This is a genomic window from Allomuricauda ruestringensis DSM 13258 (assembly GCF_000224085.1).
Classification (GTDB): Bacteria; Bacteroidota; Bacteroidia; order Flavobacteriales; family Flavobacteriaceae; genus Flagellimonas; species Flagellimonas ruestringensis.
Genome location: NC_015945.1, coordinates 1,514,362 through 1,528,822, shown reverse-complemented (window position 1 = coordinate 1,528,822; position 14,461 = coordinate 1,514,362). Strand labels below are relative to the sequence as shown.

Below are 14,461 nucleotides of genomic sequence, written 5' to 3'. Positions count from 1 at the left end.
AACATCCTAAGTCCCCATCAAACTAAAAAATCTATTCTAAAGTTATTCCAAAACGGAATAATCTCCAATACTAATGGTCTCAAAATTACCGTTATAAACAACGTGGTTGCCAATCATTGCATTGTCCAAATTGGCGTTGCTTATTTTACTATTGCTCTGAATCAAACTATTTTTTACGGTTGAATTCTCTAAAACGGTATTCGCTCCAACTGAAACAAAAGGTCCGACCGTTGTGTTTTTAAGCACTACGTTCTCGCCAATAAAACAGGGTTCTATAATATTCGCATTTTCCTGTTTTACGGAATCGGCAATCATGTTTTCGCCCTCATTTTCCAGAAAGCCCAACATACGCTGATTGGTTTCTACAGTCACATTTTTATTGCCACAGTCCATCCATTCATCCACTTTACCAGGAACAAATTTCATGCCCTTTTTCATCATCCGTTTTATGCCATCATTGATTTGGTATTCGCCACCATGGGTAATGTCGTTGTCCAACACATGCTGTAATTCATTTTTTAGCACACCAACGTCCTTAAAGTAATAAATACCGATTACAGCAAGGTCGGAAACATACTCTTGAGGTTTCTCGACCAACTCGACGATTTCATTGGTGCCATTCAGCTTTACCACTCCGTAAGCTTCCGGTTGCTCAACTTGTTTTACCCAAATAACGCTGTCGGCAGATTTATCCAAGTCGAAGTCGGCTCGAATCAATGTATCGGCATAAGCGATTACGGCAGGCCCGCTCAAGGAATCTTTGGCACTCATAATAGCATGACCTGTACCAAGTGGTTTGTCTTGCCTATAAATTGACCCTTTTGCCCCTAATTCGGCAGCCAGTTCCATTAAACTTTCCACCACATCATCACCAAAAAAGGCATGGTCGCCCAGAATAAAGGCGACTTCCTCGATAGGTTCCCCCAGTACTTTGGCGATATCGCTCACCAATCGGTGAACAATGGGTTTGCCCGCAACGGGGATCAACGGTTTTGGAACTGTTAATGTATGTGGCCTTAAACGGGATCCTCTTCCCGCCATTGGAACGATTATTTTCATATAAATGCCCGCGGAGGCGGGTATCCTTTTAAGGTTATACTCTATTTAAAAAAGGTCTCGACTACGCTCGACCTGACTTTACTTCTTTCAATTAGTTCCGGTACTTCCAAATCCGCCTTCGCCTCTATCCGTGTCTGAAAGGGTTTCTACTTCTTCCCACTGGGCACGTTCATGTTTTGCGATGACCATTTGGGCGATACGTTCCCCGTTTTCTATGGTAAAGTCCTCATTGGACAGGTTCACCAAGATTACCCCTACATTCCCACGGTAATCGGCATCAATGGTTCCTGGTGCATTTAGGACGGTTATTCCTTTTTTAGCTGCCAATCCGCTTCGTGGTCGCACTTGTGCTTCGTAACCCACGGGCAGTTCCATAAAAAGTCCTGTTGGAACAATGGCCCTTTCCAAAGGTTTTAAAACGATGGGTGAATCGATGTCTGCTCGTAAATCCATACCTGCCGAAGCAAGTGTCTCGTAATGCGGCAACTTGTGGCCTGATTTGTTTATAATCTTAATCTTCACGTCTTATTAATATGCTTCGTAATTTATCTCCTTCCATCTTATACACTAACCCCAAAAATAACAAAAGTAGTATGCTGCCGGCTATTAAATTTCTATTAAAAACATAGAATGATAGTATTGAAAATATGACTGATACGGAAAGGTAGAAGGCTATTTTCCGCATGTTGTAGGGTATGGGGTAGTATTTTTTGCCAAAGTAATAGGACAAGAGCATCATACTACCATAAGCGACCAAAGTGGCCAGAGCGGATGCCATATATCCAATTTTTGGAATAAACCCAATGTTGATCACTAAAGTGATGATCGCTCCTACGGATGAAATATAGGCTCCGAACTTGGTTCGGTCCGTTACCTTGTACCAAACGGACAGGTTGTGGTAGATGCCCAAACAGAAGCTTCCCAAAAGAATTATCGGGACCACGTCCAAGGCTTCCCAAAAAGCGGCATCCCGCACCAATAATTTTTTCAAAGGGTCAATAAACACCATCACGCCCAAGAAGATTAGACTTCCCATAATCACAAAATAGTTGGTGATCTGGGCGTAGGCTTTCTTTGGGTTATCTGTGTTTGCGTGACTAAAAAAGAAAGGTTCCACCCCTAATCGGAAAGCAGTGCCGAACAGCGTCATAAATACCGCCAACTTGTAGCAGGCCGAGTATTTCCCGATTTCTGCCTTGGCAATGTCTTCTGGCAACAACCGATCTAAGAGAATACGATCAAAAACCTCGTTTACTGTAAATGCAAGTCCAGCAACCATTATAGGTAGGGAATACTTGAGCATTTGCTTCAACAAGCGTTTGTCAAAACTATATTTACTATCAAAATAGATTCCACTCACCCATAAAAAGGCAAGGCCGCTGGATATGACATTAGCGATAAAGACATATTCGATCTGAAAATTTTCTTTGTAGATTTCTGCCCAAAACGACGGCCCCTTCTCAGCCAATTCCGGTAATACGGTCAAGAAAAAGATGTTCAAGAGTAGGTTCATTGCCACGCTAGTAACTTTCACAATGGAATATCGAAGCGGTCTTTCCATTGCCCTCAACCAAGCAAATGGAACAATGGCCAATGCATCCAAAACCAGAATCAATATGATGTAGAGCATTAGGGACTCCTGAACATCTATTAGTGTAGCAAAAGTTTCTTTGAAAATCAGTGATACTACAAAAAAGATTAAGGAAGATATCAGTAATGAAATCAACGAAGTTGAAATCACGTTCTCTTTATCGGAATACTTATTGAAAAAACGGAAAAAAGCCGTTTCCATACCGTATGCGAGCACCACATTAAAAATGGCAAACCAGGAGAAGATTACTGAAATCTCACCATAGGTTTCGGGATTCATTACCGATGTGTACAAGGGCACCAATAGAAAAGAGAGCACCCGCGGCAATACCGTGGCCAAACCATAGATAAATGTTTGTTTAAAAAGCCTTTTTAGTGGATTCAATAGGTGTTGCTTCTTTAAAAACCTTGATTAGGTGGCTACAAGTTACGTAAAAGCCATTATTACCTAAACCTTATTAACTTAAGAAAAACAAAAAGGCCACCGAATGGGTGGCCTTTCATTATCTATAAATTGTAATCCTAGTTATTCAAAGCCTCAGCTCCGCCAACAATTTCCAAGATCTCGTTGGTAATCGCTGCTTGACGTGCTTTGTTATAGGTCAATTTCAACTCGTCTCTAAGTTCGGCCGCATTATCGGTTGCTTTGTGCATCGCTGTCATACGGGCACCGTGCTCACTTGCAAAGGAATCCCTAATCGCTTTGAACAATTGTGTTTTCAAGGATTTAGGAATCAATTCTTTTACGATTTCCACTTTGGATGGCTCAAAAATGTAATCTGCTGCAATTGCTGTATCCCCTTCACCGCTTTCAATAGGCAAAAACTGCTCGGTCATCACAATCTGTGTAGCTGCATTCTTGAACTTGTTGTACACCAACTCAATTTTGTCGTAATCACCTTTGGTGAACAAACGCATCAACAATTCGGCGATTTCCGCAACATTATCAAAGGTCAAATCATCGTACAACTTGCTTTGGTCTCCCAAAATCGTGTGCCTTTTACGAAGGATATCGTTTCCTTTCTTACCTATGGTGTAGAAATCAACTTGTTTTCCCGGATACTTGTTGGACACCAAATTGTTGCTCTGCTTGATGATGTTGGAGTTGAATCCACCACAAAGACCTCTATTCGAAGTGATGGCAACGACCAAAACTTTGTTCACGGGTCTTTTGTCGGCGTATTCGCTTCCTCCGTCTCCTTCCAAGCTGGCGCTAAGCCCTTGCAAAAGCTCGGTAAGCTTGTCCGAATAGGGGCGCATAGCCGTAATAGCATCCTGAGCCTTTTTCAACTTTGCAGCAGAAACCATTTTCATGGCACTGGTAATCTGCATCGTTGATGAGATGGATGTTATCCTGTTCCGTATTTCCTTTAGATTCGCCATTGTTTTAAATTATGGGTTATGAGTGTTGAGTTAAGAGTTTTTGACTATTGCTACTATGATACGCATTAACTCTTCACACCTATCCATCAAATCATTGGGAACTTCTCGGCCAGTTGCTTCCAAAATCTCAAGCCAATACTTTGTTTCGTCAGCTTCTTTTAGAGCTATCCCAAATTTATTTTTAAAATCCTTTGCGCTAACCCCTCTTTGTGCTTCCCTAGTGTTCGCTCCAATACTAGTGCCACTTTTCAACAATTGAGAGGCTATTTCAAAATCTTTATTCTTCTTTAATTCATCACAGTAATGGACAATTTTGCAAGCAAACTCGAAACTTTTGATTCTTACAGGACTATTTTCAAGTTTGCCCATAACCCATCACTCTGAACTTAACCTTTATACTTACTTGAAAGATCCTTGCAAACTGCAGTCAATGTATCGGTGACCTCGTCGGTCAATTTACCGGCTTTAAGGGTATCCAACACATCTCTGTGCTTTGCGTTCAGGAACTCCAAATAATCCTTTTCAAACTCTTTTATCTTGTTCACAGGAATATCACGCAACAAGTTCTTGGAGCCTGCAAAGATGATGGCAACCTGATCTTCCACGGTAAATGGGTCGTTCTGACCTTGCTTCAAGATTTCCACGTTTCTACGTCCTTTTTCAATGACGTTCAAGGTAGCGGCATCCAAATCGGAACCGAACTTGGCAAAAGCTTCCAATTCGCGGAACTGGGCTTGGTCCAGTTTTAAAGTACCTGCTACTTTCTTCATCGACTTGATCTGGGCATTACCTCCAACACGTGATACGGAGATACCTACGTTGATCGCAGGACGAACCCCTTGGTTGAACAAATCTTGCTCCAAGAATATCTGACCATCGGTAATGGAAATTACGTTGGTCGGGATATAGGCGGATACGTCACCTGCTTGTGTTTCAATAATTGGTAGGGCTGTCAAAGAACCTCCACCTTTCACCATGGGTTTCAATACCTCTGGAAGGTCGTTCATGTTCTTTGCGATTTCATCGTCGGCAATCACCTTAGCGGCGCGCTCCAATAATCTTGAGTGCAGGAAGAAAACGTCACCCGGATATGCTTCACGTCCTGGGGGTCTTCTCAAAAGCAAGGATACCTCACGATAAGCAACTGCTTGTTTGGATAAATCATCATAGATGATCAAGGCCGGACGCCCTGTATCCCTAAAGTATTCTCCGATAGCTGCACCGGCAAACGGAGCATATACCTGCATTGGAGCAGGGTCGGAAGCGTTAGCGGCAACAATGGTTGTATAGGCCAATGCTCCTTTTTCTTCCAAAGTATTGGCGATGGCGGCTACCGTGGATGCTTTTTGTCCTATGGCCACATAGATACAGTATACGGGCTCACCAGCATCATAAAATTCTTTTTGGTTTAGGATGGTATCGATACAAACAGTGGTTTTACCTGTTTGCTTATCGCCGATTACCAACTCCCTTTGTCCACGACCAACCGGAATCATGGCATCGATTGCCTTGATACCTGTTTGCAATGGCTCGTTTACAGGTTGTCTAAAAATTACACCGGGAGCTTTGCGTTCCAAGGGCATTTCGAAGGTTTCACCAGAGATAGGTCCTTTACCATCGATAGGTTTACCCAAGGTGTCCACCACACGGCCAACAATTCCTTCACCTACGTTGATAGAGGCAATACGCTCGGTTCTCTTAACAGTGGCGCCTTCTACGATCTCTTTGGATGGGCCCAACAATACAACACCTACGTTGTCCTCCTCCAGGTTCAAAACGATTCCCTGCATTCCGCCGTCAAACTCTACCAATTCCCCGTATTGTACATTGGCAAGTCCATACACACGGGCAATACCATCACCTACTTGTAATACGGTACCTACTTCATCCAAAGAAGCGGATGCTTCGAAACCTGATAACTGTTTTTTCAAAATTGCTGATACCTCAGCGGCTTTTACTCCTGCCATTTTTATAGACTATTTGTAAATTCTCTTTTTAATCCGTTCAATTTGTTTGCGATGCTCGCATCGTATTGGGTGTCTCCTACCCTTAGTACAAATCCTCCGATGATGCTCTCATCGATTTTGTTTTCCAGGGTAATCGTATTGCCCGTTGCCTTGGTAACGGTAGCCAAAATCTTCTTTTCCAACTCAGCAGTCAATGGAACTGCCGTGGTCACATAAGCTACTTCCTCACCCTTCAATTTTTCGTGAAGAATGATGTATTTGAAGGCGACTTCCTGTAGCATTGCTATACGCTTGTTGCTTATCAAAGTTTGAAGAAGGCCTTTGGTAATTTCGCTGGAATCTTTAAAGATTTCCAACAAACTGTTCTTTTTTACTTCTGATTTTATGATGGGGCTTTCCAAAAGGTTCTGAAGCTCCTCACTCCCGGAAATGGTCGCAGCTATCTCCCGCATGTCTTTTTCAACGGCATCTGCCGCTTTCTTTTCCAATGCGAAATCCAAGGTTGCTTTTGCGTAGCGTATGGCTGCCCTGTTCTGGTTCATGCTCTTAGTTCAGTTTAATGTCACCCAACATGTCCTCAACCAACTTTTGTTGTTTGCCTTTTTGGGAAAGTTCTTCTTTGATAACTTTTTCTGCAATTTCAAGGGATAGGCTGGCTACTTGTGCCTTGATGTCGGCAACAGCGGCTTTCCTTTCACCCTCAATAGCGGCTTGGGCTTGCTTGATCATTTTATCCCCTTCTACCTGAGCTTGCTCTTTGGCTTCGGAAATAATGCTCTCTTTGATTTCTCTGGCTTCCTTCAATAAGGCGTCTCTCTCGGTTCTGGCTTCCTTTAAAAGTCTTTCGCTGTCCGCCGTAACGTTCTGCATTTCCTTTTTTGCCGCTTCTGCAGCTTCAAGAGCGTCTTTGATGCCCTCTTCTCTTTTTTCTACAGAATTCATTATAGGCTTCCATGCATATTTGGCCATGATGAATATCAAAACCAACATGATCAATGTTTGCATTACAAACAAGCCTGGGGAAAAATCGTTTAATAATTGTTCCATAACTAAATTAAATTTAAAAGACTGCCGATAGATAACCAACCGTTACCATCGGCAGCTTAATGATTTTGCTTTTTGGATTATTTTCCTAAGAAAAGTGCACCAAATGCCAAACCTTCCAATAGTGCAGCAATGATAATCATCGCTGTCTGAATTTTACCGGTTGCTTCTGGTTGACGAGCAATACCTTCCATTGCACTACCGCCAATTTTACCTAATCCGATACCAGCACCGATTACAATCAAACCTGCACCTACTAAATTTGGAACTGTCATAAAAGTCAATTTATATAGTTAAAAATAAACTCAATTTAAATAAAGTCTGCTCTTACTTCTTCTGCATCATCTTCCTCTTCGTGGTCATGACCATGATCATGTTCGGCAACCGCCATACCAATAAACAGCGCAGACAACATGGTGAAAATATATGCTTGCAAAAATGCAACCAGTAACTCTATCAATGTAATAAACAAAGAAAGAACAAACGACAACAAACCAGAGCCGAACACGGTCAATTCTGATTTCATTGTTATTAGAATGGCAATAAGGCTCATAACCACAATGTGGCCCGCCGAAATGTTGGCAAACAAACGAACCAACAGTGAAAATGGTTTAATCAAAAAGGCTCCCGCCAATTCGATTACAGCCAAAACCGGACGAATCAATACTGGCACACCGGGCATCCATAGCATATGTTCCCAGTAATCCTTATTTCCCTTAAACGTATATATAACCAAAGTGAAAATGGCCAAGGCAGCGGTTACTGCAATCTGACCCGTTACATTGAACCCAAAAGGAGTAAGTCCCAAAAGGTTCAAAATCCATATAAAGAAGAAAACTGTCAACAGATAACCTGTGAACTGACGATATTTTTTACCAATATTTGGTCTTGCAATCTCATCTCGTACATAAATCACCAAAGGTTCCAAAATCCGACCAAAACCAGTTGGAATTTGTTTTCTCCTATACTGTCTGGCCAAACCACCAAACCATACAATCATGAGAACACCTATCAGGAGCATTCCAAAAACACTCTTGGTAATTGAAAAATCCAAAACTTTATGCGCGTTAACTGGATGGTGTTCTTCATCAAAAGAAATCTCTTCTGCACCAGATTCCAATTCGTAGATTTTGCTATGAAGTTTTACAAAACGTGTTCCTCCAGCTTCAACAATGTGATTGCCTGAATCATCATGATGAAATCTTGAGGACATAAAAGCAACAAGACCTTCGCTAGACCAAACGATTACAGGCAGCGGAAATCCGACGTGCTTGCGCTCTCCCTCTGAATTTGTATAAGAAAAAAGATGAAAATCGTGAGAATCCTTAATGTGGTGTAGTATGTAACTCTCTACCTCTTTTTGGGTATTTACTGCTCCCTCTTTTTCTTCGTCGGAGGAGGAGTTTGCGCTAACCCCAATGGAAAACAACAATATAAACAGTGTGGCTGCTAAATCAATAGATCTTTTAAATACCCGCATTGTAACTATAGAATTTATCCGTTCGTCAAATTCCGCGCAAAGGTAGTATTAAAATGTCAAAAAATAATTTTTTTTCGAGATTTCATTCTATTCTTTTTAAAAGTTGGCTCAAAAAAACCACTTCACACCCCAAACCTAAAAACACTGGTATTAAAAAATGACCTTTATTAATCTGTATTTCAACTGAATCACCAAAAAAATAATTTTGAAACAGCACAACGAAAAGTATCAATTTTAACGCCAATGTAGACATATAAATAAACCCTAATTGGTCCTTTAGTTTTTTAATTTGAGCCAATATAAGGAACACAATTACCACCAATAACGTAAAAGACAATAGAAAAACGTAAGGCTTAAATAAAGCGCAGTCTTTAAAAAAGGAATTGCAACCGATTAAATATGCATGTAATAGGTAAGTTAAAATAAAAGACAGAATAAAAACTGTTGCCTGTAGCAGACCTTTTCCCCTCATTTGCTCAATTGAATAGCCTGTTTTATTAATATGTACATAGCCATGATTATTGCGATAAAAGTAATCAGTTCTTCTGCAAATGAAAACTCATACTTGTTTTCTACCCATGACCCCAATAGATTTCCCAAATAAATAACAACGCCCATTTGAATGGCCGAACCAGACAAACGGGCTGCTGTGTTTATTGTTTTTTTATGTTTGTTAGGAGGCTTTTGCTGGCTCATTTTTCTTTATGGACTCCGTTTTGGAAGCAGTAGCACCTGCTTTGCCCATGGTACAGGCAGCATTAAATGTAGCTCCGGGCTCCACGGCCAATTTGGCCACGCTTACGGTGCCCTCAATAGTTGCAGAGGATTTTAGGGAAAGCAAATCCTTCACAATAAGTTCTCCATTAAATCGCCCTTCAATATCTGCATTCACACATTCTACCTTTCCGTTGATGTAGCCATCTTTTCCTATGACCACTTTGCCGGATGTGGTAACATTGCCTTCCAATTTGCCATCTATCCTAAAGTCGGCTTCGGAGGTAATTTCCCCTTTTATTTTAGTGTTCTTTTCTATTCTATTTGGCTGTCCGCCAAATTCATTCATAGGTCGAGGTTTTTTGTTGTCAGAAAACATTGTGTTCTAGGGTTTTGGGGATTAAAATTGTGCTTTGTATGATTCTAAGTTCTTGTGGACCTGTATTATTTTGTAATTGTCCGATAAAACTACAAAATTCTCATCTTTAATAAGGTAGTCCCTGTTGTTTTTTATAAGCTCTGCAAAGCCTAAGGCAAAATCTTTGGACGGAAAACCGTGTACCACCACAAATTCATCTTCCAGATTATATATGTCCTTGGAAACAATGTTCTTGTAGTTCAATTCTTTGATCACCTCTGCCAAACGATCTTTAAGTTTGATGGCCTCTGCATCATTTCTAATTTTAAAGGGAAAAACTACTTTCCAGTTTCCTGCGCCAGTGGTACCCGTTTCTGGTGAGAATTCTTTGTTCTCCAGTTTGGGCAGTTGCTCGTCTATCATCTGTTGTGCCTTTTTCCCTTCGGGATTGTTGGGATAGGTGAGCGCTACATAGTTCAAGGCTTCCTTAAAGGGCTCAAATCCTTGTAAACGACCAATGGCATTGGCCTTCAACATTTCAAACTTGGGTACAATGGGGTCGCCCGTAAATTTGTTGATGTATTCCTCGGATTGCGTGATTACCTTCAAAAATTCTTGCTTTTGGTATTGTTTGAACAAAACCATATACCTGGCATCCGGACTGTCCGAATCTCCGTCGAGCACAGCTTGCGGGTTTAATAAAATCTCGGCATAGCGTGTATCGGGGTGGTTGGTGATGATGTTTTGCTTCATATCCATGGCCAAAGGGCTGCCCGATTCTTCATAAATCTTGTAAAGGTTGTATTTTGATGGGAGAATCAAGCGTTCCTCCGGATTTGAAGAAAGTACGCGCTCCAACTTGGCAGCTGCCAGCATGTTGTCCTTAAACTTTTCCTTATAGATTAACCCTAATTGATAATTGGCAAAGTTGCGTTCTCCCTTTAAACTGTCAATAACGGTCACATCAGTCGGTACTTGTTCCAAATAATAATCCACGGAATATTTTTGGTCTTCCGTCAAGACCTCATCATTGCTGGCAACCTCTTCGCCCGTTGCTTCGGAAACCAAGGTTTTTGATCTATTGCTCCATCGCCAATCATCTTCCAAATTCCTACTGCCCCATCGGGTTCTAAAATCGTTTCTACCGTGGCCCAAGCTGGTAATGTTGTAGAAATAAAACTTGCCTTGATTTTCTTTTCCTCCCTTACTATCTGCAAAAGTGGCAAAACCGGCATTGGTTCGTTCCATTTCCTTTTCGGCAGCAGCAGCTTCTTTGCGCTTCATCTCGGCAATAAAATCCTCAAAATAGGCCTTGCGTTCTGCCTCTGGCATTTGGTATAAGGTAATCACACTATCGGCGTGCTGTACAATATCCTCGTATTTGATGACATCCTCAAGGTTGTCCAGTCTCTTTTTGATGTCTCGATACTTTCGTGTGTTTTCATTCAGGTTCGTCAAGGTACTGTCGTAGTAGGAGCCTGCTCTTCGGTACTCGTCTTCATCAAAATGGTAATCGGCCAAACTTTGATAATTCAAGGTATTCAGTTTGCGCTCCCCCTGTGTTGCTTGGATCGATTTGTTGTAGTAGGCCAAGGCCAAACTATCCGATTCGTAGGCCATGTGGTACTGGGCCACTTGACGGTATATTTTGTCCAGAAATGGTCGGTTCTCCCTATTCTCCTCCAAATCGGTGAGGTATTCCAGCATTCCCTCCCTATTGGCCTCCGTAAGTTCGGTGTTCTGGATTTTCTTTAGATGTGCGTTGATCATGTACACCCTTGGTGATTTACGGTTGAGCTCAATCACCTTGTTGTAAGCGTAGTTGGCACTATCCTTATGCCCCAATTGATCGTACAATTGACCAATTATAAAAAGGTATCTCCCTTTTTCAGGGTTCTTTTTGGTGTAGGCCTGTGATATTTTCAGTTTTTGGATGGCCGTATCGGGTGCATTCAGATTGATGTAGCATTGTGCCAATACAGCATTGGCATCAGCGTATTCCTGATCTTTTAATTTTTCATACTTGAACAAGCGCTTCAGGTTTTTGATGGCCACTTCGGGATTGTCCAACCGCATGTTGGTTTTTTCCCTCCAAATGGTTGCCTCGTTCAGCTTATCGCTCTCCACATATTTTCGTAGAATATAGTTGAAAGACTCCAAAGCAGGAATGTAGCGTTGGTCGAAATACCTTGATTTGCCCAAAAGCAGAAAGCCTTCGTCGATTTGAGGGTTGCGCTCCTCGTCCTTAATGTCCATGCTGTGCTTTTGGATGGCCTTGGTGGCCTTTTCCTCTGCAATGATGAAGTTGGGATTGTTGTCCTCGGAGTCGAGTTTGATCTCATCGGTAACCTTGAGGCGCTCCACGGGAAGTATTTCCCAATAATCGTCACGATAATTGGCATTGATTTCCTCCAATCCTTTTTGGAAGGCTAGATTACCATTGTACAAAGTGTTGTACTCGGTGTTGAGGGCGTGCCAATTTCGGTTGATGAATTTATCCTTTTGGGTGGAACATGCATTGAATACAAGTCCTCCCAAAACCATGGCGCCTATAAATGTGTGATGAAGCTTCAAAATTATCGACAATCTTGTGTAACCTTAAACTCAAAAAAAAGCGGATTATTATAAGGCTTATCGATAAAATGCAAGATTTCTTTAGAACTGTTTTTCAAACATCAACCCGCAAAGAAAGCTTCAAGCTCCTTCATGGTTTCGGCAGAGGTATGGATGTCCTTCACAATTTCGCCCTTGTTCAATACCACAATACGTTCGCATACCTCGGTAACGTGAATCAAATCGTGACTGGAAACAAGTACCGTTACTCCCTCTTTGGCGGCAAGATCTTTTATGATTCCCTTTAAACGAATTTGTGTGGTAGGGTCCAGATTGGCAAAAGGTTCGTCCAAGATCACCACTTCGGGGTTGCCGATAAAACTGGCCACAATGCCCACTTTCTTTTGGTTTCCTTTGGAAAGGTCCCGTAAATATTTTTTCTGGCCCAAAATTTCCCCGTGGAAAAAATCATCAAAATTGGATAGCAGGGCATCCACATCAGCTTTGTTTCTGCCGCGCAGTTCCCCGATAAAGTAGAAGTATTCTTCAGGGGTGAGGTAGCCTATCAAAAAGGTTTCATCAATAAAGGCAGAGGTAAACGGTTTCCAAGCTTCGCTTTGGTCTACTTGCACATCCTTGTTGACAATGTGCCCGGATGAGGGCTGAATCAAATCCAACAACAGACTGAACAAGGTAGTTTTTCCTGCCCCGTTGTTCCCGACCAGACCAAAACTTTGGCCTTTTGGAATTTCGAGCTCCTCAATGTTCAAAACGGTTTGCTCTCCGTAAATCTTGGTTAAATTATGAACTGTGATCATGTATTTTTATTAATGGTGTGTTATTTCTGTTTGTATGCTTGCAATGTTTTGTACTTCTCTTTTTTGTAAATGCCCTCGATCATGGTAAACACCTTTTCCTTAAAAACAAATCCAAGTAAGCCGAAAACGGCCACAAAAATGTACCCTGCAATCGGGTTAATCAAAAAATGACCAATGGCATAAATCCCGATCGGCAATACCAATTTGGGCAAAGTGAGCAGGAGTGTCTTGGCATTAAATGCCTGTTTATCGCCAAATGCCTTTTTGTTGGAGGTGAGGTCAATCGGGGTTTTTACATAGGCCCCGCCCCAAAGTACCAAGTAACTGTTGATTCCAATATTATAGATTGCACCTACCAAGACAGCAGCATAGGCCTCCCATCCAAAATAGATATAAAAGGTGGCCAAAATGGTGGAGATGATGGTCGCAATGATCACCAAATACCATTTGGATGACAAGTACTCGCGGTATTTTATGTTCTGGCTCATCATCAAAGGGTAATAGCTACTGTCCCAACTGGGCACGTACTGCCCAAAACTAAAGAGGAACCCTCCGGTTACAAAAATCCCCGCAAAAATTTTCCAAAAAGGTCCGTCATATACTTCGAGGGCGCCCGTAAAAAAGAGTAATCCATAAAATATAAAGAAGAAGCCCATGAGCACCGCTGTTCGCGATCTTTTGTTGCGTTTAATGAGTTTTATGTCGTTCTTTAAAAACGTTCCCAGGTTGCCAAAGCGATCTAGCCATTCCAAGTTCTCTGTTTTGGCCTCGGTCTGTTTTTTGGCCAAACCACCATCCAGGTACATATGCTTTTTAAAATAGGAGAAAGCGCCGTAGTACATTCCCAACAAAATCGACCAAGGAATTATGGCCGTCCACGGTAGATTATAGAAAGAATCGAAAATGGGCTGGGTGTATTGGGTTAAATCAAACCATTGATAATACTGTGATGCTCCCGCAAGAATCAACAATGCGGCAAATACATAAAAAACAGCATTTTTGTTGTTTACCATAACATTGAGGAAGTTGTTACAGTAAAAAAGGGCCATCAAAGCCAAATGCCAGCCAATAACCTGTGCTGGTGGGTACCCCTCTGCCAGCAACACAATACTAAAGGGAATAAAAAAGAACGCGTGGGCTATGTTAAAAAACGAGATTACGGTTTTACCCAGCGAAAAATTGACCACCTTGGTTTTACTAATGGGCAAATACAACAAAGGTTTAATATTGGTTACTGGCATTTTTTGCAGCATGTACCTAAATACAAGGTCAAAGGCAAAATAGTAAATCATAAACCGATTGACCACCCGCAGCGGATCGCCAATTTCCATATCCTCGATAATAAAATAGGCCCCAACCCCCATTCCCAGGAACACAACAATAAAGTATAGCGCCCCCAAGGCCATCAAAATCTTAAACCAAATCTCTGTTTTAAAACTTGCAGACCTGAAAAATGACTTCCACTGGAGTCCAATAAAATGTTTGAGCATGGTTG

At 41.7% G+C, this 14,461-nt stretch carries 15 protein-coding genes; all 15 read right to left on the bottom strand.

Annotated features, from left to right (window positions below):
* Positions 1-42: 42 nt before the first annotated feature.
* The 15 genes from MURRU_RS06885 to MURRU_RS06810 all read right to left on the bottom strand — a co-directional run bounded on the left by MURRU_RS06885 (position 43) and on the right by MURRU_RS06810 (position 14,456).
* Entirely contained in the window at positions 43-1,059 is a 1,017-nt protein-coding gene (locus MURRU_RS06885) for a sugar phosphate nucleotidyltransferase (protein WP_014032723.1), read from the bottom strand.
* An 87-nt stretch (positions 1,060-1,146) separates the two neighbouring features.
* Complete coding sequence (gene dut, locus MURRU_RS06880; protein WP_014032722.1) at positions 1,147-1,581, bottom strand: dUTP diphosphatase; 435 nt, start codon at positions 1,579-1,581, stop codon at positions 1,147-1,149.
* The gene (locus MURRU_RS06875) at positions 1,571-3,034 is read right to left on the bottom strand and encodes a lipopolysaccharide biosynthesis protein (RefSeq protein WP_014032721.1); all 1,464 of its coding nucleotides are present in this window, start codon (positions 3,032-3,034) and stop codon (positions 1,571-1,573) included. Before MURRU_RS06875 ends, dut begins: the two co-directional genes overlap by 11 nt.
* Positions 3,035-3,171: 137 nt before the next feature.
* The gene (atpG, locus tag MURRU_RS06870) at positions 3,172-4,032 is read right to left on the bottom strand and encodes an ATP synthase F1 subunit gamma (RefSeq protein WP_014032720.1); all 861 of its coding nucleotides are present in this window, start codon (positions 4,030-4,032) and stop codon (positions 3,172-3,174) included.
* 30 nt (positions 4,033-4,062) lie between these two features.
* Positions 4,063-4,401: a four helix bundle protein gene (locus tag MURRU_RS06865; RefSeq protein ID WP_014032719.1), complete on the bottom strand. Its 339-nt coding sequence runs from the start codon at positions 4,399-4,401 to the stop codon at positions 4,063-4,065.
* A 17-nt stretch (positions 4,402-4,418) separates the two neighbouring features.
* Complete coding sequence (gene atpA / locus MURRU_RS06860; RefSeq protein ID WP_014032718.1) at positions 4,419-5,999, bottom strand: F0F1 ATP synthase subunit alpha; 1,581 nt, start codon at positions 5,997-5,999, stop codon at positions 4,419-4,421.
* A gap of 2 nt (positions 6,000-6,001) precedes the next feature.
* Positions 6,002-6,541 (bottom strand): ATP synthase F1 subunit delta, encoded by a 540-nt coding sequence (gene atpH, locus MURRU_RS06855; protein WP_014032717.1) that lies wholly within the window; start codon positions 6,539-6,541, stop codon positions 6,002-6,004.
* 4 nt (positions 6,542-6,545) lie between these two features.
* Positions 6,546-7,046, bottom strand: coding sequence for a F0F1 ATP synthase subunit B (locus tag MURRU_RS06850; RefSeq protein WP_014032716.1), 501 nt, complete (start codon positions 7,044-7,046; stop codon positions 6,546-6,548).
* A gap of 77 nt (positions 7,047-7,123) precedes the next feature.
* Positions 7,124-7,318, bottom strand: a complete 195-nt coding sequence (gene atpE, locus MURRU_RS06845; RefSeq protein WP_014032715.1) for an ATP synthase F0 subunit C — start codon at positions 7,316-7,318, stop codon at positions 7,124-7,126.
* A gap of 35 nt (positions 7,319-7,353) precedes the next feature.
* Positions 7,354-8,523: a F0F1 ATP synthase subunit A gene (gene atpB, locus MURRU_RS06840; protein WP_014032714.1), complete on the bottom strand. Its 1,170-nt coding sequence runs from the start codon at positions 8,521-8,523 to the stop codon at positions 7,354-7,356.
* A gap of 82 nt (positions 8,524-8,605) precedes the next feature.
* On the bottom strand, positions 8,606-8,995 hold the full coding sequence (locus tag MURRU_RS18220; protein WP_014032713.1) for a DUF6168 family protein: 390 nt from the start codon (positions 8,993-8,995) through the stop codon (positions 8,606-8,608).
* A gap of 201 nt (positions 8,996-9,196) precedes the next feature.
* Positions 9,197-9,616 carry a bactofilin family protein gene (locus MURRU_RS06825; protein WP_014032711.1) on the bottom strand — a complete coding sequence of 140 codons (420 nt, stop codon included), beginning with the start codon at positions 9,614-9,616 and terminating at the stop codon, positions 9,197-9,199.
* A gap of 21 nt (positions 9,617-9,637) precedes the next feature.
* A complete protein-coding gene (gene porW, locus MURRU_RS06820; RefSeq protein WP_041801378.1) occupies positions 9,638-12,169 on the bottom strand; it encodes a type IX secretion system periplasmic lipoprotein PorW/SprE in 2,532 nt (843 codons plus the stop codon).
* A 101-nt stretch (positions 12,170-12,270) separates the two neighbouring features.
* Positions 12,271-12,966 (bottom strand): ABC transporter ATP-binding protein, encoded by a 696-nt coding sequence (locus MURRU_RS06815; RefSeq protein ID WP_014032709.1) that lies wholly within the window; start codon positions 12,964-12,966, stop codon positions 12,271-12,273.
* 20 nt (positions 12,967-12,986) lie between these two features.
* Positions 12,987-14,456, bottom strand: a complete 1,470-nt coding sequence (locus tag MURRU_RS06810) for a DUF5687 family protein (RefSeq protein ID WP_014032708.1) — start codon at positions 14,454-14,456, stop codon at positions 12,987-12,989.
* Positions 14,457-14,461: the final 5 nt, after the last annotated feature.

Coding starts and splice junctions, on each gene's coding strand:
- MURRU_RS06865 (WP_014032719.1), bottom strand. CDS start 4,401: ATGGGCAAACTTGAAAATAGTCCTGTAAGAATCAAAAGTTTCGAGTTT.
- atpA (WP_014032718.1), bottom strand. CDS start 5,999: ATGGCAGGAGTAAAAGCCGCTGAGGTATCAGCAATTTTGAAAAAACAG.
- atpG (WP_014032720.1), bottom strand. CDS start 4,032: ATGGCGAATCTAAAGGAAATACGGAACAGGATAACATCCATCTCATCA.
- atpE (WP_014032715.1), bottom strand. CDS start 7,318: ATGACAGTTCCAAATTTAGTAGGTGCAGGTTTGATTGTAATCGGTGCT.
- MURRU_RS06825 (WP_014032711.1), bottom strand. CDS start 9,616: ATGTTTTCTGACAACAAAAAACCTCGACCTATGAATGAATTTGGCGGA.
- MURRU_RS06815 (WP_014032709.1), bottom strand. CDS start 12,966: ATGATCACAGTTCATAATTTAACCAAGATTTACGGAGAGCAAACCGTT.
- MURRU_RS06885 (WP_014032723.1), bottom strand. CDS start 1,059: ATGAAAATAATCGTTCCAATGGCGGGAAGAGGATCCCGTTTAAGGCCA.
- MURRU_RS06810 (WP_014032708.1), bottom strand. CDS start 14,456: ATGCTCAAACATTTTATTGGACTCCAGTGGAAGTCATTTTTCAGGTCT.
- MURRU_RS06850 (WP_014032716.1), bottom strand. CDS start 7,046: ATGGAACAATTATTAAACGATTTTTCCCCAGGCTTGTTTGTAATGCAA.
- atpB (WP_014032714.1), bottom strand. CDS start 8,523: ATGCGGGTATTTAAAAGATCTATTGATTTAGCAGCCACACTGTTTATA.
- atpH (WP_014032717.1), bottom strand. CDS start 6,541: ATGAACCAGAACAGGGCAGCCATACGCTACGCAAAAGCAACCTTGGAT.
- MURRU_RS18220 (WP_014032713.1), bottom strand. CDS start 8,995: ATGAGGGGAAAAGGTCTGCTACAGGCAACAGTTTTTATTCTGTCTTTT.